The following is a 21622-nucleotide window of genomic DNA, read 5'->3' on the forward strand; positions in this document are numbered from 1 at the left end:
ATAAATTAAGGAGGGTTGTTTATGAAAAGCGTGCTAGTAAGTGCGATATCGCTTAGTTTTTTATTGTCTGCTTGTGGTAGTGATTCGAGTGAGGATTCAAATAATCAAACTGAAGAGCATAAAGAACAGGCTCAGAATGATAATAGTAAACAACAACGTGATTCGGACAAAGAACAGGATCGTAAGCAAACTAAAGGTGTTGAGGTTGTCACAGATAGTTTGGATACACCATGGAGTATTGTAAAGACTGGAAATATATTTTATTTAACGGAGCGTCCTGGAAAAATTGTGAAGGTTGAAGATGGTAAGAAGACAGAACAAGATGTAAAGTTGAAAGAAGATGTTTCTACCGCTAGTGAGGCTGGTCTTTTAGGCTTAGCGCTTGCGCCTGATTTTGAGGATTCTCATGAGGCTTACGCTTATTATACGTATGAAAATGACAATGGTCAGTTTAATCGCATTGTGAAGTTGAAATTAGATGATCATACGTGGACTGAAGAGCAAGTATTGTTAGATGATATTCCGAGTGGTCAATTTCATCATGGTGGTAGATTGAAAATTGGTCCTGACGATAAGGTATATGCTACGACAGGTGATGCTTCTGATGAGGAAAATGCACAAGATAAAAAATCTTTAGGTGGTAAGATTTTAAGGTTAAATCTTGATGGTAGTAAACCGAGTGATAATGCTTTTTCTAATTCTTATGTTTATAGTTACGGTCATAGAAACCCACAAGGTATGGTTTGGACTAAAGATGACAAAATGTACGCAAGTGAACATGGTAATCAAGCGAATGATGAAATAAATGAAATTACTAAAGGGAAAAATTATGGTTGGCCTGTAATTGAAGGTAATGAAGAAAAAGCTAGTATGGAAACACCATTGTTTACTTCTGGATCTGATGATACTTGGGCGCCTTCTGGTCTAGCTTTTCATGATGGTATAGTCTACTCGGCTGCACTACGTGGAGAAGGCATTATGAAGTTTGATATTGCTCAAGACAAAATGGATAAAGTTGCTACAGATTATGGAAGAATTAGAGATGTTTATATTGAAAATGAAACTTTATATTTTATAAGTAATAATTCAGATGGAAGAGGAAATCCTTCAAATAAAGATGACAAATTGTATAAAGTATCTTTAAGACAATTGAAATAACGAAAAGCTGAAAATGTGAAATAATTAGTAATAAAAGTATTTATATTTTATAATAAGCATGTAAAGATTATTAAGACTTAGTTTCATGGGGGAATTAAATGCTTAAAATTGATTTAGTTAACAACGTATCTGTATTAAAGAGGCTAGCGTTATTACAATTCGTCTTATTTCTTTCATTAATCTTAATGAGTTTCAAAGTAATAGCGAATGTTATATATATTTATGAAGAAGGGTTCATAAGAAATATCGTAACCGGGATAATAGGATTAATTGTTTTAGTATTTATACATGAATTGATTCACGGTATTTGTTTTAAAATATTTAATCCTTCTGCAAAAGTGCAATATGGTTATATGAAAGGTATGTTTTATGCGACAACGCCTCACTCTATATATACGAGAAAACAGTTTTATATTATATTATTAGCACCATTTATCATTATCAGCTTAGTTTTACTTGTTACTTTATTATGGTTACAAGTAACTTCTATTATTTATATATTTGCTTTTCATGGAGCAGCATGTATAGGAGATTTCTATATGGCTCAAATTATTTTTAGTAATAAACAAATGAATTACGTCGAAGATACTGATGTTGGAATTAATTTGTACGCAGACAACAAAGACTTTCAATCAATAAGTTAATAGAAATTTTGATATAATATATAGGAATTTGGGTAACCATTTTCCTATTTTTTTGCAGAGGTGTATACAATGGAACGGCGAATCATTCATATTGATATGGATGCATTCTTTGCTCAAGTAGAAGTGAGGGATAATCCAAGTTTAAAAGGCAAACCCGTCATAATAGGTGGACGTGCTTCAGGTAGAGGTGTTGTTTCGACAGCGAGTTATGAAGCGAGAAAATTCGGTGTGCATTCTGCAATGCCAATGGCTCAAGCGCATCAGCTATGTCCAGATGGATATTACGTACGTCCTAGGTTGAATCATTATAGAGAAGTTTCCAATGATATTATGGCAATATTTAAGAGTTATACAGATATTGTAGAACCTTTATCACTTGATGAAGCTTATTTAGATGTTACAGAACTTGTTAGAAGAGATTTATCAGCTTCGACGATTGCTCAATATATACAAAGAGATATTTATGATAAGACACATCTTACTTCATCAGCAGGTATTTCTTATAATAAATTTCTAGCTAAACTTGCGAGTGGAATGAATAAACCGAGTGGAAGAACTGTCATACATTATGACAATGCACACGATTTATTGATGTCATTACCGATTGGAGATTTTGCAGGTATAGGTAAAGTAACAGAAGAAAAAATGAAAGAATTAGGAATTCATACGGGTAAAGATTTACACCAATATAACCAAATGGAGCTCATTCAGTTATTTGGAAAAAGAGGCGTCAGTTTTTATAACAAAGTGCGAGGGATAGACGAATCTCCCGTTAAACCTACGAGAATTAGAAAATCAATCGGAAGAGAAACGACTTTCGAAACGGATCAAAATGATGATGATTTTATTTTAAATACGATTCGGAAATTAAGTGGGGAAGTTGCAAATAGAGCAGATAAGCATGAACTGGCAGGAAGAACGATTACAGTTAAGTTGAAAACACATGATTTTGAAACTCTGTCTAAACAGACAAGTAGTAACACACCTGTATATGATGAAGTGGAAATATACAATATAGCATATGATTTATATAATGCACTTAAAGATGCTGACACGTCTATCCGGCTAGTCGGTGTATCCATCGGAAATTTAGTATCAAGAACGTACCGCAATTTAACGATATATGATTTCATATAAACACTAAACTTGATATTTAATTTTATCCTTAGTATTCTAATATAGGTTGTGAAAGAGTTTCATTTAAAATATAAAAGGGTATTATAAAATACTTATAATTAAGAAGGTAGAGATTAATATGAAATTTAAATTTTCAATTATAGCAATTACAGTGTTGTTGACGATATTATTTATTAAAAGTTCCATAGATACAGGCACATTTGATGTCATAAAATTAATCGGAATTGTTGCAATTGCAATATTATTATTCTGGGCAGATAAAAAACTAGAAAGACCCGTTAATAAAGCAAGCTTAAAAAGAGATTTAAAAAAAGAGTTTCATCATAAAGAATAACAGTGTATAAAAAAAGCTGGGACAATTTAATTGTCTCAGCTTTTTTATACATATTTTTTATCTGATAATGTTTTGCCATATATACTTAACACTGAATCTAAGTCTTGGTAATGCTTTAAGAGTCGATAAGTTATAATTGCACATGCTTTTGCATCATTTAAAGCATGGTGATGGCCTTTGAAATCAATATTATAATAAGTCATCATATGCGCTAGACCATACCTATGATTGTTCACGGTTTTTCTAGCTAATATGCATGAACAAAAGTATGTTAAATCAGGGATTTCTAAATTGAGTTTATTGAGTGACTTAAACAATACATTCATATCAAATTTAGCATTATGTGCAACGACGGGTAATTCACCAATGAAGTCCAGCATATATGGAAAGACAACATCAAAAGTAGGTGAATTTGTCACGTCTGAAGGCTTAATTTTATGGATTTTAATATTCATATTTGAAAAATAATCTTCTGGATTAACTAAAGTATAAAATGTCTCGGTAATTTGATGATTAACTACTTTTACCATTCCAACAGAACATATACTTTCGGGGCTACCATTAGCTGTTTCAAAATCTAGTGCTACAAATGAAGACATGTCATCACTTCCTTTAGACCGTTATTATAATCATTTCAAAGCATAATGTAAATCATGATGAATTACATTATGCTTTGAAGATTAAAGATCGTCATATAAAAAAACCATCTACTATAGTTCATAAGTTAGTAGATGGTCTGTAGAAAATCGTAATTCTATATTTTATAACAAAAAAATTATTCTGCGCTTTCATCAAAATGACGAGCACTTAATTCTTTTTCATATATAAATAGTGCATTGTTATCTTCTTGAATTCTTTCTAAATAATCAATATGTGTTTCAAACATTGATTCTTCTTCAACTTGTTCGTCTAAGAACCAGTTTAAAAATGAAATTGTAGCAAAGTCATTTTCATTTTTAGCAATTTCGGATAAATTATAGAAGCGACGTGTTACATCTCGCTCTTGAGCTAATCCATCTTTAAATGTTTCTAATAAAGAATTGAATTCAGTTTTAGGTGCATCTAATGATGTGAAGATAGCTTTTTCACCACGATCATTAATATAGTTATATATTTTCATGCCATGGAAACGTTCTTCTTTAGCTTGTTGAATATAGAAGTTTGCAAATCCATCGTAACTCTTGTCTGCACAATATGCTGCCATTGCCATATATGCATGTGCTGCGTAAAATTCGTGATTTAATTGATTGTTTAAAGCATCTAGTATATTTTTAGATAACATAAAAATCTTCCCTTCTATAATAAAATTCTATTTACATATTTATTATACAATAACAACAAATGGAAACCAACGATTTGACATAGTGAAACTCTTTTTTTAAAGCTTTTGAACGTGGTATAATAATGTGACAGAACAAGGAGGTAACGTATGAAGAAGTATGTTGCGAAAAATATAGCAAAACTTGCTCGATATGCAAGTAGAAAAGTTGGTAAACAAGGTACGGATCTTCCGGGACAATTAGCACGTAAAATAGACCCACTTATTTTAAGAAAATTAGCTAATGAAGTAGATGAAATTGTGATGATAAGTGGTACGAATGGTAAAACGACGACATCTAATTTAATTGGTTATACATTGAAGAAGAACAATATCGAAATTATACATAATACTGAAGGGGCCAATATGGCTGCGGGAATCACTTCAAGTTTTATTGTTCAATCTAATAAAAATACAAAAATTGCAATTATAGAGATTGATGAGGGTTCAATTCCAAGAGTATTGAAGGAAATGACACCTACAATGATGGTTGTAACAAACTTCTTTAGAGATCAAATGGACAGATTTGGTGAGATTGATACAATGGTTGATAACATTGCCAATTCCATTAAAGATAAAGGCATTAAATTGCTACTCAATGCTGACGATCCATTTGTAAGTAGATTGAAAATAGCGAGTGACGATATTGTTTATTATGGTATGAAAAAAGGCATTCACGATTTCGAGCAAAGCACGATGGTTGAAAGTAAATATTGTCCTAATTGCGGACGTTTACTAAATTATAGTCATGTTCATTACAATCAAATCGGCCATTACACTTGTGAATGTGGATTTAATAGAGCGACACCTCAATATGAAGTGACTGCTTTTAAACAAGCACCGTTTATACAAGTTGGCTTAAATGATGCAAGCTTTGATATGAAAATTGCTGGAGATTTCAATGTGTTTAATGTTATTGCAGCGTATACAGTGTTACGAGAATTAGGACTTAATGATCAATCGATTAAAGCTGGATTTGAGAGTTATACATCAGATAACGGACGTATGCAATATTATAAAAATAGTAAAAAAGAAGCGTTAATCAACTTGGCTAAAAATCCAGCAGGTCTCAATGCAAGTTTATCAGTTGGTGAACAAGTTGATGGAGAAAAAGTTTATTTAATCGGCTTAAATGATAATGGTGCGGATGGTAGAGATATTTCTTGGATTTATGATGCTGACTTTGAAAAGCTATCAAGACAAAACATTAAAGCAATCATATGCACAGGCCAAAGAGCTGAAGAATTAGCTTTAAGATTGAAATATGCAGAAGTTGATGCAAAAGTTATAATCGAACAATCAATAGAACAGGCAACTGAATTATCGATGACTTATCCTCAATTTACGGTTGCGATACCAAATTATACATCGTTATCACCAATGCATCGCACATTGAATAAAGCCTTTAAGGAGGAAGCATAATGTCATCTATAAAGATATATCATTTTATGCCAGACAAATTAAATTTATACGGAGATATTGGAAATATTATCGCCCTGAAACAACGTGCGAAATGGCGCAATATTAACGTCGAAGTAGTGGATATAACAGAAACAGATGACTTAAGTTTAGATGAATGTGATATCTTCTTTATTGGCGGCGGTAGTGATAGGGAACAAAGCCTTGCTACAGAACAATTAAAGAAAATAAAAACACAACTTAAAAATGCAATAGAAGATGGTATGCCAACATTAACAATTTGTGGAGGTTATCAATTTCTAGGCTCGGAGTATGTAACGCCGGATGGTACAAGGTTAGAAGGTTTAAATATACTTAATATAGTCACTGAATCAAAAAAAGAGCGTTTAATAGGAGATATCGTAATTGAATCTGAAACATTTGGTCAAATAGTAGGCTTTGAAAACCATGGCGGAAGAACATATCACGAGTACCCAACACTTGGAAAAGTTGTTGATGGATATGGAAATAATGATACAGACAAACGAGAAGGTATACATTATAAAAACTTATTAGGTACATATTTACATGGACCAATATTGCCAAAAAATCATGAAATTACAGATTACTTATTGAAACAAGCTTGTATACGTAAAGGCATAGCATTCGAACCAGAACAATTAGATAATACAGTTGAAGAAGCGGCAAAACAAGCTATAATAAAAAGATTGTTAAAAGCGAAATAAAGTTAAAGTATTTAAAGCAAGCATGCACAAGCAAAATCGTAAGATTATAAAAAAGCATATTACGCAATTTACTGAGAAAAATCAGTGGCGTAATATGCTTTTTATTTTGAATTGAGATTGGGATCTGAATGTAGCTTGTTTGATAAGTCTTGCAACTTTCAGACATTCTATGTTGCTTGTTTGATAAGTCTTGCAACATACAGAGCTTCTATGTAGCTTGTTTGGGTAGTCTTGCAACATACGGACGTTCTATGTAGCTTGTTTGGTAAGTCTTGCAACATACAGAGCTTCTATGTAGCTTGTTTGGTAAGTCTTGCAACATATAGAGCTTCTATGTAGCTTGTTTGGTAAGTCTTGCAACATACAGAGCTTCTATGTAGCTTGTTTGGGTAATCTTGCAACATACAGCATATACTTAAAAGAACAAACGGAAAAATATAAGAAAAATGAATATTCCTCACGATTTTAAAATAAAAAAGACTGCCAACAAGATCACTTTAAGTGACTTTATCGACAGTCTGAGATTTTTTCACTAGACTATAACCTATGGGTTAGTTTGAAATTTTAGAATATCTATCATTCAATATTTTATTGATCATCAAAATTTCATAAATAATGTGACTTTTAATTTGGTTTTCATCAAATTCATCGAGCCCTTTCACACTATTTTTAAGCGTAGTCGCTGCTTTTTTCTGTTTCATAAATTCTTTTGTTGCTAAAAGATGCTCATATGATTTTAAGAAATGAGAGATTGCGATTCGCTCTTTTTCTGTGAAAATAACTTTAGTGTTTTCAGGCAAATAAATTAGATTGAGCAGATGTGCATTAAGCAATCGATTTGTATGATATTTCATTTCAACTTTTCTAATATGTGTTTTGGATTCTTTCTTTGTACGGTGGTAATCATATTCTTCTTTTTGATATTTAATGAGTTGTTCAATTTTAGTAGCATCTTGTTGAAGTGATGTCATCTTTTTCATTGATGAATGAGATTCATATTCACCAAGCAAAAGTTCTTTAAGTCTATTTATGTATATCTTTAAAATTCTGTTATCCATTTCATTATTTATATGTTCAATTTGATTAATATATTTAGGTGGTAAAATAATAAAATTAACAATTCCTGCTGTAGCTAAGCCGATAGTGGTTGTTGCTAGACGAGAAACAAAGTTATAAACAAAGGCTTCATGAATAACAGGGACCATAGCAACAGCTGTAATGGCTGCTACAAGCATGCCATCTATTAATTTCAGTTGATAACATAATAAAATGGTTACAGTTGCAGCTAATGAATAACTTAATGGTGATTCACCAAAGAAATATGTGCTAATAACAGCAATAAATGCACCAAGTATAGATGCGGGGAAACGTACAAAAGCTTTCTTTAAAGAAGCTTTAGCTGTAGGTTCAATTGTTACGATAGATGTTATAACTGCAAATATGGGATTTAAGCTTAATGACATGCAAATTAAAGCGGTTAAAAATGTCGCTAATCCTGTTTTAATAATTCTTGCACCGATAATTCTAGTTAACCAATTTTCTTTCATACACAAAACTCCGAAATCATTTTTTTATAGTATAACATGCATTTTCTGATATAATTAAAAACGACAAAAAAATTTTAAAAGAAAGAACGGGATTTAAATGATAATTCAAAACAATAAAGAACTTGAAGGCCTAAAAGAAATAGGTAAAATATGTGCGATAATTCGAGATGAGTTGAAAAATGCGACTAAACCCGGTATAACGACGAAAGAATTAGATGATATTGCAAAGGAAAGATTTGAAGAGTTAGAAGCTGAATCAGCTCCTATTGCAGAATATGATTTTCCAGGGTATACATGCATAAGTGTCAACGAAGAGGTTGCACACGGTATTCCTGGTAAACGCGTTATAAAAGAAGGAGATCTTGTTAATATTGATGTTTCAGCACGTAAAAATGGTTACTATGCAGATACAGGTATCTCATTTGTTGTTGGTGAAACGGACGATCCGAAGAAACAATTAGTTGTAGATGTAGCTGCTATGGCTTTTGAAGAAGCTATGAAAAAAGTTAAGCCTGGCGCTAAATTATCTCAAATCGGTAGAGCAGTTAATGCTACAGCACGTAAAAACGGATTAAAAGTTATCAAAAACTTAACTGGACATGGTGTAGGTCTATCATTACATGATTCACCACAGCACGTTATGAACTATTATGATCCATTAGAGAAACAACTACTTAAAGAAGGTATGGTCTTAGCTGTTGAACCATTTATCTCTTCTAATGCAACAATTGTAAGTGATGGTAAAAATGATTGGGCATTTGAAACGAAAGATAAAAGTTATGTTGCTCAAATTGAGCACACAATTGTTGTAACAAATGAAGGCCCATTATTATTAACTAAATTAGAAGATTAATACAAAGCTCAAGCATATCTTTCATATGGCTTGAGCTTTTTCTAAGACTAAGGACCTATTGTTAATTCGTCCCTAGGTCCATTTCGAGATTATGAATAACATTTTATAATAGAGTTTAATCTGACAGAAGTAGGTGATTCTATGTTTAATGTTGTTTCTAATCAATTAAAACAACTTATACTTGTTTCTTATTATGAAAGTTTAGATGCTTGTGCCAAGCATTTAGATGTTAAAATAAAAGCAATGAAGCAATATATATCTTATTTAGCTCAGAAACGATGTCATTTAAGTAAAATGATTGATAAATACAATTTAGAATTAGACAATAAGTATATGGATAAAATAGAAGATTTTAAAATTACCTGTGCTAAAAAATTAGAAGACCATGATTTACTATGGTTACAAAAACAAATTAATATGTTAGAAAGTGAATTAGCTAAAATTGATGAAGCAATGAAACGTACTTTAGATCAAATAGCTAATACGATAGCTGAACGTACAATGCTGACACAAATGAATTCACTTCTCTAAGGTTAGGAGTGGTAAGTTGAAGAATAAATTTATATCAACAGAATTGTTAATTGTTTTATCAGTACTCGTTCTGTTGTCGAATATTTACTATATTTTCTTTGAAAAAATAGGCTTATTACTTGTTGTTGTAATGGGGGTTATATTAATTTATGTAGGCTATTTATACTTTCATAAATTACGAGGACTCATTATATTTTGGATAGGGGCCATATTATTAATTTATGCATTACTTTCTAATCCTTATATGCTGGCCATTCTATTCTTATCACTTATATTTTTAGTTGTGAGATATATTATATATCGAAAGAAACCACTAAAAGTAGAACATGTAGAAAACACATCTAATGAAAATATTAATGAATCATTTATAAAACAGCGATGGTTTTCTCCACAAAAAACACCTCATTACATTTATAAATGGGAAGATATACAAATTCAACAAGCAATTGGAGATATAGAATTAGATTTATCTTTAGCTGCCAATTTATCAGAGAATAATGTGATTGTTGTAAGACAATATATTGGTAAGACACAAATTATCGTTCCTTATAATTATCATGTGAATGTACATATAACAGCTTTATTTAGCAGGTTATATATGAATGATCAAGTATATAGAGTGAGAAATGAAACGGTACATTACGAAGAAAATAGTCATAAAAATACTTTTAAAGTTAATATTTTCTTCTCAACATTTATGGGAGATGTTGAGGTGATTTTCCGATGAATAACTACACTAGAATTATTGGTTCAATGCTCATTCTTGTCTATACAATTGTCGCTATATTATTTTTCTTAGATCGTATTTTTATTAATATTATTTATTTTCAAGGTATTTTTTACACTCAAATACTTGGTGTGCCAGCATTTTTATTTATTAATATAGTTGTTATTCTATTATGTATTATTATCGGTTCAGCTGTAGCATATAAAATTAACCAACAACATCATTGGATAAAAGAACAAATAGAAAGATCGTTCCAAGGTGAAATGTTAGGCGTGAATAATCACGAAATAGATTTACACAAAGAAACATTGGAAATTTATCAAACTTTGATACCTTTACATGAAGAGCTATATACATTGAGATTAAAGTCTCAACAAATTATAAATGAGTCATACCAAATGCAAGATTCAGTCGTTAAGAAAATTATAGAAGATGAAAGACAGCGACTAGCAAGAGAATTACATGATTCAGTAAGCCAGCAGTTATTTGCTGCAAGTATGATGCTTTCAGCTATTAAATCTTCAGAGTTGAGTGATGCACTAGCTAAACAAATAGATTTATTAGAGAAGATGATTCAAGATTCTCAGCTGGAAATGAGAGCTTTATTATTACATTTAAGACCATTAGGACTTAAAAATAAATCACTAGGTGAAGGTGTAAAAGATTTAGTAGTCGATTTAAAACAAAAAATTCCTATGAAAGTTGTATATGATATAGAAGATATAGAAATAGCTAAAGGTACGGAAGATCACCTTTTCCGAATTACACAAGAAGCGATTTCAAATACTTTACGTCATTCTAAAGGAACAAGAGTTTCAATCGAGTTAATAAATACGAATGATTATGTTATATTACGTATACAAGATGACGGAGTTGGATTCGATACGTCTAATAAAGATTCACAAAGTTATGGTTTAAATACAATGAACGAACGTGCATTAGAAATTGGAGCAACTCTAAATATTATTTCAATGCCTGAATCGGGAACACGTATTGAAGTTAAGGTACCAAATAATAAGGAGGAACAATATGACAATTAGAGTATTATTCGTAGATGACCATGAAATGGTTCGAATAGGCATATCAAGTTATTTATCTACTCAAGAAGATATATCTGTCATAGGGGAAGCCGCTTCTGGTAGAGAAGGAATTGAAAAAGCTGAAAAACTTGAACCTGATGTTATCCTAATGGATTTAGTAATGGATGATATGAATGGTATTGAAGCTACGCAACATATAAAGAAAAATCAACCGAGCGTAAAAATTGTTATGTTAACAAGTTTTATTGAAGATAATGAAGTGTATCAAGCATTAGATGCTGGTGTTGATAGTTATATATTAAAGACAACTTCTGCAGATGATATTGCGAATGCTATACGTAAGACATACAATAAAGAATCTGTATTTGAGCCAGAGGTGCTCGTGAAAATGCGCAATAGAATGAACCAAAAAGCTGAATTATTCGAAATGCTGACTGAACGCGAAATGGAAATTTTACTATTAATTGCTAAAGGTTATTCTAATCAAGAAATCGCTAGCGCATCTCATATAACGATTAAAACAGTTAAGACACATGTAAGTAACATACTTAGTAAGCTAGAAGTTCAAGATAGAACACAAGCTGTGATATATGCTTTTCAACATAACTTAATATCATAGAAATAAAAAGAATAGGTTGGGATATAAATCACAACTTAAAATAAATCACCCAATCCGTTGGAATCATTTTCGGATTGGGTGATTTTATATTTCTGATTTTGTAAAGTGCTGACGCCCGGGGGAATAGTATGTGTGAGAGACTACAGGCTCGAGCCATACCCCCAGGCAAGCATGCACTTTACAAAATCATTATAGTTTAGGACATTTATGTCCCAGACATTTCTTTTTATTTTGTAAATTCATAACCATTTTGAATAACTTCCAATTCACCATTATGTGGATCGATTACGAGCCCATGAATTGGAACGGATTGATCAAATAGTGGATGATTATAAATTTTTTGTATATTGGTTTGTACGTTCTGTGTGACGTCATCAAAGCCTCTTAAAAATTGTTGGATATCAATGCCAGAATGTTCAATCGTATTGAGTGTGTTATCAGTAATACCACGACTTTTCATTGTATCGATTACTGAATTGACATCTAAATTACCCATTCCACAATCTTTATGTCCCATTATAATGATTTCTTCTGCACCAAGTGCATAAATCGCGACTAATAAACTACGCATCGTTGAACCATAAGGATGTGAAATAGTAGCTCCAGCATTTTTTACAACTTTTACATCACCATTTTTAAAGCCTAGTGCGCGCGTGGATAATTCTGTTAAGCGTGTATCCATGCAAGTTAGCAAAACAGCTTTAGCATTCGGTGTCTTTGTTGTTATAAGGTTTTGATATTCTTTTTGGTCTATAAAAGCTGCATTGTAATCTAATATATCATTCAATAGAGGCATTAGTCATATCACCATTTTCTGTTAAGTTATTAAATGCTTGTTCTTCGGGTGATCCGTTTTTAAGCATTTTCTTCTGATGTAATACTGCATTAATTTCGGCACCTATAATTATGATTAAACCTGTTAAGAATAACCAAATCATAAGTATGATGATTCCTCCGATACTACCATATGTTTTAGAGTAGTTCGCAAAGTTATTTACATATAATCCGAAAAGTGCACTCGAACCGAGCCATGCAATCGTTGTGAATGCAGCACCAGGAATAACGGATAATATTTTGATTTTAATATTAGGTGCTAACGCATACAGTGTAATAAACACGATGAAAGTAACAATTAACGGCAGCACGATTTTTACTAAACTGAATACCCATCGTAATTCAGATTCTAAACCTAAAGGCCCAAATAATAAATTTCCTATTTGTTGACCAAAGATAGGTAAGGCAATCGCTATACCAAAGACGACAACCATAATGATTGTGAAGAATACGCTCATAAGTTTAAGAACAATTGCATTTCTTCCATCTTCAACATCATACGCAACATTGAATGCGTTCATCAAGGCAGTCATACCATTTGATGCTGACCAAAGTGCTGCAATTAAACCGAATGAGAATAGTCCGCCACTGCCGTTGCTCATGACATCATCGATGATGTCCGTTATAAGAGTAGCAGTATCACCAGGGGCATTTTCTGAAATCATCTTCGTAATGGTATCAGGGTTGACTTGGAATATTGGAATTAATGTTAAAACGAATATAAGAGTAGGGAATAATGCAAGTAAGAAATAATAGGATAGTTGAGCAGCTAGTCCAGTTGCATTATCTTTGCCTATTCTATAAATTAACGTAGATAATATATTTCCATCTTTAGTAAATTTTGCTGGCTTATTAATTTTAGATACAAAAAATATTTGATTATCTTTTTTTGCAGTTTTAGATTCAAACCTTTGCGGTGGAATATAATTTTCTTTTTTTATAGATTTTTTTTGTTCATCTTTAAAGTTTTTAGCTTGTTCTAAAAATTTTGAACTCGATTTATCATTTCCCATAAATATTCTCCTAATTTAATATGGTGTTAAAAAAGACTAGGTAGTTGAATACGCCTAGTCTTTAATATAAATTATGAATGATTTGGACCTGAGATTTGTCTTTCGTTCTTTTTCTCAATGAATGTATCTTTAGCATCCATAATTGATTGTTCTAATTCTGGATTCTTGCGACGAATTTCTTCAATTACATCTTTCCAGTATAAAACTTCGTCTTTAATTTGATCTAATTTAGATGGCTCTCTTGAAGTATTACCTTCTTTAATGTTTTGAACTTGACTTGATAATGATTGACGAGTGTTTTTATCCGCTAAAGCGACAATTGCGCCAATTGTACCACCTATTAAAATAGCAGGAACTAATTTGTTTTGCATAATGTTTTTCCCCTTTCATGTATATAACTTTAAAATATCTTTGACCTACATATCATATCATATCTAATTATTAATTTTGAAAATATAGGTACTAATAAATGTTAAATAGTTCACTAATCCTTTTTATTCCCATTATTACAAAGATGTAAACACAATTGTAAATTTTAATAGGGCGTTAGACAATAACCTTTCGAAAGGCATAATGTCTAAATTCCTGCCAATTTTAATTTTAAAATTGCCTGCGCGTGTCCACAATGTAATTTCACCATTTAAATCTAGTAATTTTCCAGCATTCTCAGTAGACCACATGAGTATAATGTTATAAGGTATGGAGTATGTTTCTACTTTTTTACCTGTAATACCTTGCATGTCTCGTATAATAATGCGCTTGTTTGTAAACACAGCTGTATCTCTGTATGTCTTGAAAGCACTATAAGCTTGTTCACTTTCAACAAGGTATTGATTTATGTTGTCTGGTACAGCAACTTGTTCGAACAATGTCCATGAAAGAATATCTTGTACCGCCATTACAGTTCACTCCTAACCTTATGATTTGTATACATTGTATAAAATATTCATATTAATTGTAAAGCGAATATACGAGTTTCATAGTTTTAATTATAATTACTTTTTGCTAAACTTAATTTTGAAAGGATGATAAAAATATGACTGAATCAATTGAACAAATGATAGATGATTTAAAAGGAAAACTGAGACTAGTGAATACAAGCGTATTGAGTAAAGACTCATTTCCTGAAGAAAAGAAAGAAGAATTAAAGGAAATACATAGTATGGTTATGTCTAGAAAAAATATTTCGACTAGTGAAATGGCTGCAATTACGCAAGCACTAGGAGACCTTAGAAAATAATTAAGGGGGAAGTACAATATGGGATATGAAACACAGCTTCAAAAATATGCAGAACTATTAGTGAAAGTTGGCTTGAATGTTCAAGAGAAAGAGCCTGTTTATATTCAAGCTTCAATTGATGCAAGTGAGTTTGTACATTTAATTGTTGAAGAAGCGTATAAAGTAGGAGCAATAGACGTTAAAGTCAATTACAAAGACGATAGAATTTCTCAATTAAAATATCAATATGAACCTGATGAATTTTTCGAAGAAGTTAAACAATATGATATTGATGAAAAAATGGATTATTTAAATAGAAAAGCAGCATTCTTATCTATTGTGTCATCTAGTCCAGATAGTTTGAAAGACGCTGATCCTAAAAAGATAAGTAAAGCAATGCAAGCTAACGGAAAAGCTTTTAAAGATTATATGGTAGCTGTGCAAAGCGATCGTATGAGTTGGTGTGTTGCATCTTATCCATCAGCAGGATGGGCTAAAATGATGTTCCCTGATTTAGATGAAGAAGCAGCAGTAAACAAACTTCTAGAAACAATTTTAAAAACAGTTCGAGTTGATCAAGAAGATCCTGTTAAAGCATGGGAAGAACATGATCATTTATTACATGAAAAAGCAGATTATTTAAACCTAAAGAAATATAAAGCATTGCATTATAAATCAGAAGGTACAGATTTAACGATTGAATTACCAACAGGACAATATTGGTCTGGTGCAAGTTCAATAAATTCTAAAGGCAATAGTTTCGTTGCAAACATGCCTACAGAGGAAGTATTCACAGCACCTCATAAAAATGGTGTAAACGGCGTTGTTAGCAATACGTTACCATTAAGTTATTCAGGTAATATTATCGATGACTTTACATTAACATTTAAAGATGGTGAAGTAGTTGATTATAAAGCTGGAGTAGGACAAGAAATTTTAAAAAGTATTCTTGAAACAGATGAAGGCGCTAAAAGGTTAGGTGAAGTAGCCCTTGTACCAGTTGATTCACCAATTTCAAATATGAATACTTTATTTTACAACACGTTGTTTGATGAAAACGCTTCATGTCATATAGCACTTGGCTCAGCTTACGCATTTTGTATAGAAGGTGGCAAAGATATGACACCAGAAGCGTTAGCAGAAAATGGTCTCAATGACTCTACAACACATGTTGACTTTATGATCGGAAGTAAAGAATTATCTATTGATGGTATATTAGAAAATGGTGAGAAAGAGCCTGTATTTAGAGAAGGCAACTGGGCATTTTAATATATAGCCATTTAAGATTACATCATGTATAATAAAGATAAATAAAGTCTTTATAGTTAGTCATTCAAAGGAGGGGATATCATGAGTACACCAATGGAATGGAGCGTTATGATTGCATTTGTGTTCGCAATATTTACTTTTGGCGGAGCATTAATGATGTATCTTGTTAATACATTCGATAGTAGAGAATCTGTACGAATTGATACTGCTGAAGAAGCACTAGAAAAGAAAGTTTTTGATGATGAGGAAGATTATCATTAATACGCTTTAATAGCCGGGGAAACCTGGCTATTATTTTTCGACAAAATAAGTTTAAACGAGTGGGGTTAACAATATGGAAGAGAAAAAACCAATGAAAGAATCAAGAAGTGTTAAATCTATTCAAATTTTTCCGGAAGATACAAACCATCATAATACAATGTTTGGTGGTAAATTAATGGCAGAAATTGATGAGATTGCTGCAATCGCTGCGATGAGACATAGCGGACATTCAGTCGTTACAGCATCAACTGATTCAGTTGATTTTCTACAACCAATTAGAACAGGTGAAGTATTGTCATTAGTATCTTTCGTTACACATGCAGGTAAATCTTCAATGGAAATATGTGTGAAGGTCATTAGCGAAGATAACATTAATCACCAAAAACATTTAGCGGCGTATAGCTTTTTAACATTTGTAGCTTTAGATAAAGATGGTAAAAAAGCAAAAGTACCCGCTATATATCCAGAATCAGATGATGAAAAATGGTTTTATGAAAGTGCTATAGAACGAGTGAAATTACGTCACGAAAGAAGACATGAAAGTAAGAAAACATTAGACTTTATGTCTACCAAGTTATATATATAAGAAGTGATATGTTAATACAAAAAATGCCTCATCCATTCGATTTATCGCATGGATGAGGCATTTTTTTATGTTAATCTGTATTATTGATTCATTCTTAGTTCGTTTGCTTTAAAGTCTACATCTTTGTAATACATATCTTTCACAAGTAAGTTTGGACCGAGGCATCTTACTTTAGGACAATGACAATTGAGTGATTTTGCTAATGATGAGTTCATCCAAGTTTGATAAACGTCTTCTAATTTATCATGTTTAATATTTGCGATTGAACCAGTTTCATCTCCGAAGTCAGTAACAATTACATCTCCAGAGAATACGTTAACATTTAGTCTGCTTCTGCCGTCTGGATCATTTCTTAAGCTAACGTTTTTGGTATCTTTTAATCTAGATAATAAATTTTGATCTGATTCGTTCATAAAGCAAGGATAGAATGGCAATGTACCAAATAGCATCCATGTGTCTTCATTTCTAAAATCTAATATTTCATGTATCGTATCTTTCATTTCATCTAGGCTCATAATATTTAATTGACTTGCAAAGTCTGATGGATACATAGGATGAATTTCATGACGACTACATTTCATATCATGAATGATTTCGTTATGAATTTTATGTAAGTATGGTTTTGTACTTTTGTTTAACATCGTTTCTGCGGATACGAACATACCTTGTTCGGATAGTGTTGCAGAGTTTTTTATCATTTGTTCATAAAGTTTATATCTCGCTTTTAGAGGAGGTTTTTTATCCATAACGTGGAATCCAACTTCGCTGAATTCATCAATTGTTCCCCAATTATGTGATATGTGCATGACGTCAATATATTCTGCAATTTCTAAATAACGATCTATTGGTAGAGTTAAGTTAGAATTCATTTGCGTATATATTCCTCTTTTATGGGCGTACTTTAAAAGTGGAACAACAGTTTCTCGAATTGATTTTTTGCTGAACATCGGCTCTCCGCCAGTTATTGAGATTGTTTTTAAATGTGGTATTTCATCTAATCTTTTTAAAATAAGATCCATCGGTAACGTATCAGGGTCTCGTAATTGTAATGTATATCCAACAGCGCAGTGTGCACATCTCATATTACAAAGTGTCGTCGTCGTAAATTCTATATTACTGAGTTGTAATGAACCATGTTCGTCTATATCATTGTATGCTTCCCATGGATCGTTTTGTATTGAGATAGGACTTTTTAAGTCGTATATCATGCTATATCCTTCTTTCTGAATTTTTTCCTATCTATGAGCGTAACACTTGTAGATAGATTTTCCAATACTGTTTTATGATTGTTTTTATACTTATAATCCTTCATAATAATATTATTAAAGTCAAAAGGAGTATTAAAATGAGCCAAAAAACATCACTCAAAGAAATTAAACAAAGATTATCTGAGTTTTTAGAAGAAATGGAAGCTATGAATCCTGAAGATATGGAAGTATCTGATGTAGATGAATGGATTGCATTATTAGATGAACTTGAGAAAAAAGTGCAATCAATGCATGAATAAGTGTGACTGATAGAAGTCGTTATAAAATTAATAACAAAATACGTTTAAACTTTTTCATAAGTGGTATATAGATATTAGAATTATTATGAAAGGAAGAGATTGATATTATGAGTAAAAAAGTAGCAGCAGTTGTAACAGATTTATTTGAAGATGTTGAATTAACAAGCCCACAAAAAGCACTTACTGACGCTGGACATGAAGTTGTCGTTATTGGTGAAGAAAAAGGTAAAGAAATCACTGGTAAAAAAGGCGAAAAAGTTAAAGTTGATTTAGGTATAGAAGAAGCAAATGCTGCAGATTATGATGCAGTCTTAATTCCTGGCGGTTTCTCACCAGATATATTACGTGGAGATGAACAAGGTCGATTTGGCGAATTTGTTAAACATTTCGTACAAAATGAAAAACCATCATTTGCAATTTGTCATGGACCACAACTCTTAATAGATACTGATTTATTAAAAGGAAAAACTGTAACAAGTTTCTTATCTGTCCGTAAAGATTTACAAAACGCAGGTGCAAAAGTTGTTGACGAATCTGTAGTCGTAGACAGTGGCATTGTCACAAGTCGAACTCCAGATGACTTAGAAGACTTTAACCGTGAATCACTTGCATTGCTTCAATAAATGCTTTTCATGAGACTGGGACTTAAATAACCATTCTCAAAACAAAAGATCTCTTCATTAGTTAAGTCTAGTGAAGAGATCTTTTTATGTTTTAAAAACTTACGATTTTGAAAGTGCATGCTTGCTATATGTTGCAAGACTGACCAAACAAGCAATATAGAAGGTCTGAAAGTTGCAAGACTGATCAAACAAGCAACATAGAAGGTCTGAAAGTTGCAAGACTAACCAAACAAGCAACATAGGAGGTCTGTAAGTTGCAATACTGACTAAACAAGCAACATTCAGCCCAGACACCGCTCCCGCGACAGACCCAAACCTTATACAATTAAAAAAGCAGTGAGTCTTACGCGCAAGACTCACTGCTTTATTTGTTCATTTTCTAGAAGAATCTTCTGATTAATGTTTTTAGTGGTGGCATTTTTTCTAATCTATTTTCTTCTAAAGCTGTTCTAATTTCAAATTTAGCGTATCCTTTAGCTTCGTCCCAAATGATTTTACCTGGCAGTGGGGCTGCTTCAGGATCAACTTTTACGTTTACGATAACTGGTTTGTTCGCGTTTTTAGCTTTTTCTAGTGTTGGTGCTATGTCTTCAACATCAACGACGTTATAACCAATACCGCCACAACTGTCAGCGAATTTAGCGAAATCAATATCACCTAAATCAATTGCATACTCTAATTCTCCAGCTGCTTGTTGCTCATATTTTATGAAAGCTAATTCTTGGTTATTTAATACGACAACTATAATCGGCAGTTTATATAACACTGCTGTTACAAAATCTTGCATAACCATTGCCAAACCTCCATCGCCTGTTATGGCAATAGCTTGTTTATCAGGATTTGCTATTTTACTAGCTATTGCGCCGGGTAAGGCACATCCCATTGTTCCTAACCAAGAGGACGTTATGAACTGATGATTATGACCAAGTTGTAAATATCTTGTACTCCATACTGTTGAAGTACCGACATCTACTGAGAAAACAGTATCATCAGTAGAAATTTTTTCAATTTCAGCCATTAATAATTCAGGGCGTATAGGTTTGCTTGTATCATTACGATCTTCTTCTAACCATTTGTTCCAAGATTTCATGTTTTCTTGACATGCTTTCAAAAATTTACGGTCATTAACTTCTTGACTTGCTTGAGATAAGGCAGCTAATACATTTTTTGTATCACCAATTAAACCGACATCGACATTAAATCTATTTCCTATATTTGATCGATTAATGTCTATTTGAATACATGGGATATCTTTGTCTGGTAAGTAGTCTACATAAGGATAATTTGTACCAACTAGAATTAATAAATCAGCATCTTTTGAAGCTTCAAATGCTGGCTTAGTCCCGATTTTTCCTAAGTTACCCATAAAATTAGGATGCTTATCAGGTATAATACCTTTAGCTGGTAAAGTAATAAGTCCAGGTGCATCGATATGATCTAAAAAGTCTAAAAGTTCATTTTTAGCATTTTTAGCGCCAACGCCAGTTAACACAACTGGTTTCTCACTTTTATTTATTAATTCCACTGCTTTTGCAATCTCTTCATCTTCAGCGTATGTTACAGCATTTTCAAATTTATAGGTCTCCTTTGGGACCATATCTTCAATTTTTTCGTCTAATACGTCACTTGGAATTGTTAATACTGCTACACCTTTTTTAGCATATGCTGTTTTAATCGCTTCATCCACAATTTCGTGAACATTTTCAGCAGATTCCAGTTGTTTATTGTAAACAGCTACATCGTCAAAAAGAGCTGTTAGATTAACTTCTTGGAAGAACTTAGTGCCTAATAATTTTGAATCAGTTTGTCCTGCTAAGACAAGCATAGGGACGTTATCCATTTTAGCGTCATACATACCATTTAACATATGTATCGCTCCAGGACCACCTATACTTAAAGCGACAGCCAATTTGCCTGTTAACTTAGCATAGCTACTCGCTGCTAATGCAGCAACTTCTTCGTGTCTGACACCATAGAATTTGATATTATCTTCTTCTTTTTTTAGAGCATCTACAACTTTATCTATAGAATCACCAGGGATACCATATACATGATCAACCTGCCAATTTTTCAAAACTTTAACAAGTGCATGGTTTGCTTTTATTTTCGCCATTTTAAAATCCTCCTTATAATTAAACTATACCCAAATACGCTAAAGGTTATACGTTGTTATAAGACTCTGGACTGATTTTGTTGTTTTTAAGTAAAAAGAAGTGTTTAAAATACATATTACAAGCTATAATGATGTAAGAAATACT

Annotated in this window: 26 protein-coding genes; 17 read left to right on the plus strand and 9 right to left on the minus strand. The window is 32.1% G+C overall.

Annotated features, from left to right (window positions below):
* Positions 1–21 precede the first annotated feature (21 nt).
* The 4 genes from LQ598_RS08645 to LQ598_RS08660 all read left to right on the plus strand — a co-directional run bounded on the left by LQ598_RS08645 (position 22) and on the right by LQ598_RS08660 (position 3273).
* Positions 22–1158 carry a PQQ-dependent sugar dehydrogenase gene (locus tag LQ598_RS08645; protein WP_107536981.1) on the plus strand — a complete coding sequence of 379 codons (1137 nt, stop codon included), beginning with the start codon at positions 22–24 and terminating at the stop codon, positions 1156–1158.
* Between the two features lie 98 nt (positions 1159–1256).
* Positions 1257–1802: a DUF3267 domain-containing protein gene (locus tag LQ598_RS08650; protein WP_107536982.1), complete on the plus strand. Its 546-nt coding sequence runs from the start codon at positions 1257–1259 to the stop codon at positions 1800–1802.
* A gap of 69 nt (positions 1803–1871) precedes the next feature.
* On the plus strand, positions 1872–2939 hold the full coding sequence (dinB, locus tag LQ598_RS08655) for a DNA polymerase IV (RefSeq protein ID WP_107536983.1): 1068 nt from the start codon (positions 1872–1874) through the stop codon (positions 2937–2939).
* 118 nt (positions 2940–3057) lie between these two features.
* The gene (locus LQ598_RS08660; RefSeq protein ID WP_016912136.1) at positions 3058–3273 is read left to right on the plus strand and encodes a hypothetical protein; all 216 of its coding nucleotides are present in this window, start codon (positions 3058–3060) and stop codon (positions 3271–3273) included.
* Between the two features lie 44 nt (positions 3274–3317).
* Here LQ598_RS08660 and LQ598_RS08665 read toward each other — a convergent pair whose 3' ends face one another.
* A complete protein-coding gene (locus LQ598_RS08665; protein WP_107592870.1) occupies positions 3318–3872 on the minus strand; it encodes a 3'-5' exonuclease in 555 nt (184 codons plus the stop codon).
* Positions 3873–4048: 176 nt separating this feature from the next.
* Complete coding sequence (locus LQ598_RS08670) at positions 4049–4555, minus strand: ferritin (RefSeq protein ID WP_016912134.1); 507 nt, start codon at positions 4553–4555, stop codon at positions 4049–4051.
* Positions 4556–4702: 147 nt separating this feature from the next.
* Between LQ598_RS08670 and murT the strand changes: the two genes are divergently transcribed.
* On the plus strand, positions 4703–6013 hold the full coding sequence (murT, locus tag LQ598_RS08675; RefSeq protein ID WP_107537346.1) for a lipid II isoglutaminyl synthase subunit MurT: 1311 nt from the start codon (positions 4703–4705) through the stop codon (positions 6011–6013).
* On the plus strand, positions 6013–6735 hold the full coding sequence (gene gatD, locus LQ598_RS08680) for a lipid II isoglutaminyl synthase subunit GatD (RefSeq protein ID WP_016912132.1): 723 nt from the start codon (positions 6013–6015) through the stop codon (positions 6733–6735). Before murT ends, gatD begins: the two co-directional genes overlap by 1 nt.
* Positions 6736–7286: 551 nt before the next feature.
* Here gatD and LQ598_RS08685 read toward each other — a convergent pair.
* Complete coding sequence (locus LQ598_RS08685; protein ID WP_016912435.1) at positions 7287–8282, minus strand: FUSC family protein; 996 nt, start codon at positions 8280–8282, stop codon at positions 7287–7289.
* A 97-nt stretch (positions 8283–8379) separates the two neighbouring features.
* Between LQ598_RS08685 and map the strand changes: the two genes are divergently transcribed.
* The 5 genes from map (at position 8380) to LQ598_RS08710 (ending at position 12052) form a co-directional block, all read left to right on the plus strand.
* Positions 8380–9135: a type I methionyl aminopeptidase gene (gene map / locus LQ598_RS08690; RefSeq protein WP_016912436.1), complete on the plus strand. Its 756-nt coding sequence runs from the start codon at positions 8380–8382 to the stop codon at positions 9133–9135.
* 141 nt (positions 9136–9276) lie between these two features.
* Positions 9277–9666, plus strand: coding sequence for a hypothetical protein (locus tag LQ598_RS08695; protein ID WP_016912437.1), 390 nt, complete (start codon positions 9277–9279; stop codon positions 9664–9666).
* Positions 9667–9682: 16 nt separating this feature from the next.
* Positions 9683–10393 (plus strand): cell wall-active antibiotics response protein LiaF, encoded by a 711-nt coding sequence (gene liaF, locus LQ598_RS08700; protein ID WP_016912438.1) that lies wholly within the window; start codon positions 9683–9685, stop codon positions 10391–10393.
* Positions 10390–11433, plus strand: coding sequence for a sensor histidine kinase (locus tag LQ598_RS08705; RefSeq protein ID WP_107537477.1), 1044 nt, complete (start codon positions 10390–10392; stop codon positions 11431–11433). The genes liaF and LQ598_RS08705 overlap by 4 nt, the downstream gene beginning before the upstream one ends.
* Positions 11423–12052, plus strand: a complete 630-nt coding sequence (locus tag LQ598_RS08710) for a response regulator transcription factor (protein WP_016912440.1) — start codon at positions 11423–11425, stop codon at positions 12050–12052. Before LQ598_RS08705 ends, LQ598_RS08710 begins: the two co-directional genes overlap by 11 nt.
* Before the next feature lie 226 nt (positions 12053–12278).
* Here LQ598_RS08710 and LQ598_RS08715 read toward each other — a convergent pair whose 3' ends face one another.
* The 4 genes from LQ598_RS08715 to LQ598_RS08730 form a co-directional block, all read right to left on the minus strand.
* The gene (locus tag LQ598_RS08715; RefSeq protein WP_016912441.1) at positions 12279–12848 is read right to left on the minus strand and encodes a beta-class carbonic anhydrase; all 570 of its coding nucleotides are present in this window, start codon (positions 12846–12848) and stop codon (positions 12279–12281) included.
* The gene (locus LQ598_RS08720) at positions 12832–13899 is read right to left on the minus strand and encodes a YihY/virulence factor BrkB family protein (protein WP_016912442.1); all 1068 of its coding nucleotides are present in this window, start codon (positions 13897–13899) and stop codon (positions 12832–12834) included. Before LQ598_RS08720 ends, LQ598_RS08715 begins: the two co-directional genes overlap by 17 nt.
* A 71-nt stretch (positions 13900–13970) precedes the next feature.
* Positions 13971–14270 carry a YtxH domain-containing protein gene (locus tag LQ598_RS08725; RefSeq protein WP_016912443.1) on the minus strand — a complete coding sequence of 100 codons (300 nt, stop codon included), beginning with the start codon at positions 14268–14270 and terminating at the stop codon, positions 13971–13973.
* Positions 14271–14405: 135 nt separating this feature from the next.
* Positions 14406–14798, minus strand: coding sequence for a PH domain-containing protein (locus tag LQ598_RS08730; RefSeq protein ID WP_239745423.1), 393 nt, complete (start codon positions 14796–14798; stop codon positions 14406–14408).
* A 137-nt stretch (positions 14799–14935) separates the two neighbouring features.
* On the opposite strand from LQ598_RS08730, the gene LQ598_RS08735 reads away from it, so the two are divergent.
* From LQ598_RS08735 to LQ598_RS08750, 4 genes are all read left to right on the plus strand, one after another.
* Positions 14936–15139, plus strand: coding sequence for a DUF1128 family protein (locus tag LQ598_RS08735; protein WP_016912445.1), 204 nt, complete (start codon positions 14936–14938; stop codon positions 15137–15139).
* Between the two features lie 18 nt (positions 15140–15157).
* On the plus strand, positions 15158–16387 hold the full coding sequence (locus LQ598_RS08740; RefSeq protein ID WP_107556925.1) for an aminopeptidase: 1230 nt from the start codon (positions 15158–15160) through the stop codon (positions 16385–16387).
* A gap of 81 nt (positions 16388–16468) precedes the next feature.
* The gene (locus tag LQ598_RS08745; RefSeq protein ID WP_016912447.1) at positions 16469–16648 is read left to right on the plus strand and encodes a hypothetical protein; all 180 of its coding nucleotides are present in this window, start codon (positions 16469–16471) and stop codon (positions 16646–16648) included.
* Positions 16649–16721: 73 nt separating this feature from the next.
* The gene (locus tag LQ598_RS08750) at positions 16722–17234 is read left to right on the plus strand and encodes an acyl-CoA thioesterase (protein ID WP_016912448.1); all 513 of its coding nucleotides are present in this window, start codon (positions 16722–16724) and stop codon (positions 17232–17234) included.
* An 80-nt stretch (positions 17235–17314) separates the two neighbouring features.
* Here LQ598_RS08750 and yfkAB read toward each other — a convergent pair whose 3' ends face one another.
* Entirely contained in the window at positions 17315–18442 is a 1128-nt protein-coding gene (gene yfkAB, locus LQ598_RS08755) for a radical SAM/CxCxxxxC motif protein YfkAB (protein ID WP_107536750.1), read from the minus strand.
* Positions 18443–18579: 137 nt separating this feature from the next.
* On the opposite strand from yfkAB, the gene LQ598_RS08760 reads away from it, so the two are divergent.
* Together LQ598_RS08760 and LQ598_RS08765 are read left to right on the plus strand one after the other, a co-directional pair.
* Positions 18580–18741, plus strand: coding sequence for an SE1561 family protein (locus LQ598_RS08760; RefSeq protein ID WP_016912451.1), 162 nt, complete (start codon positions 18580–18582; stop codon positions 18739–18741).
* 107 nt (positions 18742–18848) lie between these two features.
* Positions 18849–19364, plus strand: a complete 516-nt coding sequence (locus tag LQ598_RS08765; RefSeq protein WP_103322940.1) for a type 1 glutamine amidotransferase domain-containing protein — start codon at positions 18849–18851, stop codon at positions 19362–19364.
* A gap of 379 nt (positions 19365–19743) precedes the next feature.
* Here the strand turns inward: LQ598_RS08765 and LQ598_RS08770 are convergent, their stop codons facing one another.
* Complete coding sequence (locus tag LQ598_RS08770) at positions 19744–21477, minus strand: pyruvate oxidase (RefSeq protein ID WP_107559188.1); 1734 nt, start codon at positions 21475–21477, stop codon at positions 19744–19746.
* Positions 21478–21622 lie beyond the last annotated feature (145 nt).

This window comes from Mammaliicoccus sp. F-M27 (assembly GCF_022387115.1).
Classification (GTDB): Bacteria; Bacillota; Bacilli; order Staphylococcales; family Staphylococcaceae; genus Mammaliicoccus; species Mammaliicoccus vitulinus.

Coding starts and splice junctions, on each gene's coding strand:
- LQ598_RS08645 (WP_107536981.1), top strand. CDS start 22: ATGAAAAGCGTGCTAGTAAGTGCGATATCGCTTAGTTTTTTATTGTCT.
- LQ598_RS08650 (WP_107536982.1), top strand. CDS start 1,257: ATGCTTAAAATTGATTTAGTTAACAACGTATCTGTATTAAAGAGGCTA.
- dinB (WP_107536983.1), top strand. CDS start 1,872: ATGGAACGGCGAATCATTCATATTGATATGGATGCATTCTTTGCTCAA.
- LQ598_RS08660 (WP_016912136.1), top strand. CDS start 3,058: ATGAAATTTAAATTTTCAATTATAGCAATTACAGTGTTGTTGACGATA.
- LQ598_RS08665 (WP_107592870.1), bottom strand. CDS start 3,872: ATGTCTTCATTTGTAGCACTAGATTTTGAAACAGCTAATGGTAGCCCC.
- LQ598_RS08670 (WP_016912134.1), bottom strand. CDS start 4,555: ATGTTATCTAAAAATATACTAGATGCTTTAAACAATCAATTAAATCAC.
- murT (WP_107537346.1), top strand. CDS start 4,703: ATGAAGAAGTATGTTGCGAAAAATATAGCAAAACTTGCTCGATATGCA.
- gatD (WP_016912132.1), top strand. CDS start 6,013: ATGTCATCTATAAAGATATATCATTTTATGCCAGACAAATTAAATTTA.
- LQ598_RS08685 (WP_016912435.1), bottom strand. CDS start 8,282: ATGAAAGAAAATTGGTTAACTAGAATTATCGGTGCAAGAATTATTAAA.
- map (WP_016912436.1), top strand. CDS start 8,380: ATGATAATTCAAAACAATAAAGAACTTGAAGGCCTAAAAGAAATAGGT.
- LQ598_RS08695 (WP_016912437.1), top strand. CDS start 9,277: ATGTTTAATGTTGTTTCTAATCAATTAAAACAACTTATACTTGTTTCT.
- LQ598_RS08705 (WP_107537477.1), top strand. CDS start 10,390: ATGAATAACTACACTAGAATTATTGGTTCAATGCTCATTCTTGTCTAT.
- LQ598_RS08710 (WP_016912440.1), top strand. CDS start 11,423: ATGACAATTAGAGTATTATTCGTAGATGACCATGAAATGGTTCGAATA.
- LQ598_RS08715 (WP_016912441.1), bottom strand. CDS start 12,848: ATGCCTCTATTGAATGATATATTAGATTACAATGCAGCTTTTATAGAC.
- LQ598_RS08720 (WP_016912442.1), bottom strand. CDS start 13,899: ATGGGAAATGATAAATCGAGTTCAAAATTTTTAGAACAAGCTAAAAAC.
- LQ598_RS08725 (WP_016912443.1), bottom strand. CDS start 14,270: ATGCAAAACAAATTAGTTCCTGCTATTTTAATAGGTGGTACAATTGGC.
- LQ598_RS08730 (WP_239745423.1), bottom strand. CDS start 14,798: ATGGCGGTACAAGATATTCTTTCATGGACATTGTTCGAACAAGTTGCT.
- LQ598_RS08735 (WP_016912445.1), top strand. CDS start 14,936: ATGACTGAATCAATTGAACAAATGATAGATGATTTAAAAGGAAAACTG.
- LQ598_RS08740 (WP_107556925.1), top strand. CDS start 15,158: ATGGGATATGAAACACAGCTTCAAAAATATGCAGAACTATTAGTGAAA.
- LQ598_RS08745 (WP_016912447.1), top strand. CDS start 16,469: ATGAGTACACCAATGGAATGGAGCGTTATGATTGCATTTGTGTTCGCA.
- LQ598_RS08750 (WP_016912448.1), top strand. CDS start 16,722: ATGGAAGAGAAAAAACCAATGAAAGAATCAAGAAGTGTTAAATCTATT.
- yfkAB (WP_107536750.1), bottom strand. CDS start 18,442: ATGATATACGACTTAAAAAGTCCTATCTCAATACAAAACGATCCATGG.
- LQ598_RS08760 (WP_016912451.1), top strand. CDS start 18,580: ATGAGCCAAAAAACATCACTCAAAGAAATTAAACAAAGATTATCTGAG.
- LQ598_RS08765 (WP_103322940.1), top strand. CDS start 18,849: ATGAGTAAAAAAGTAGCAGCAGTTGTAACAGATTTATTTGAAGATGTT.
- LQ598_RS08770 (WP_107559188.1), bottom strand. CDS start 21,477: ATGGCGAAAATAAAAGCAAACCATGCACTTGTTAAAGTTTTGAAAAAT.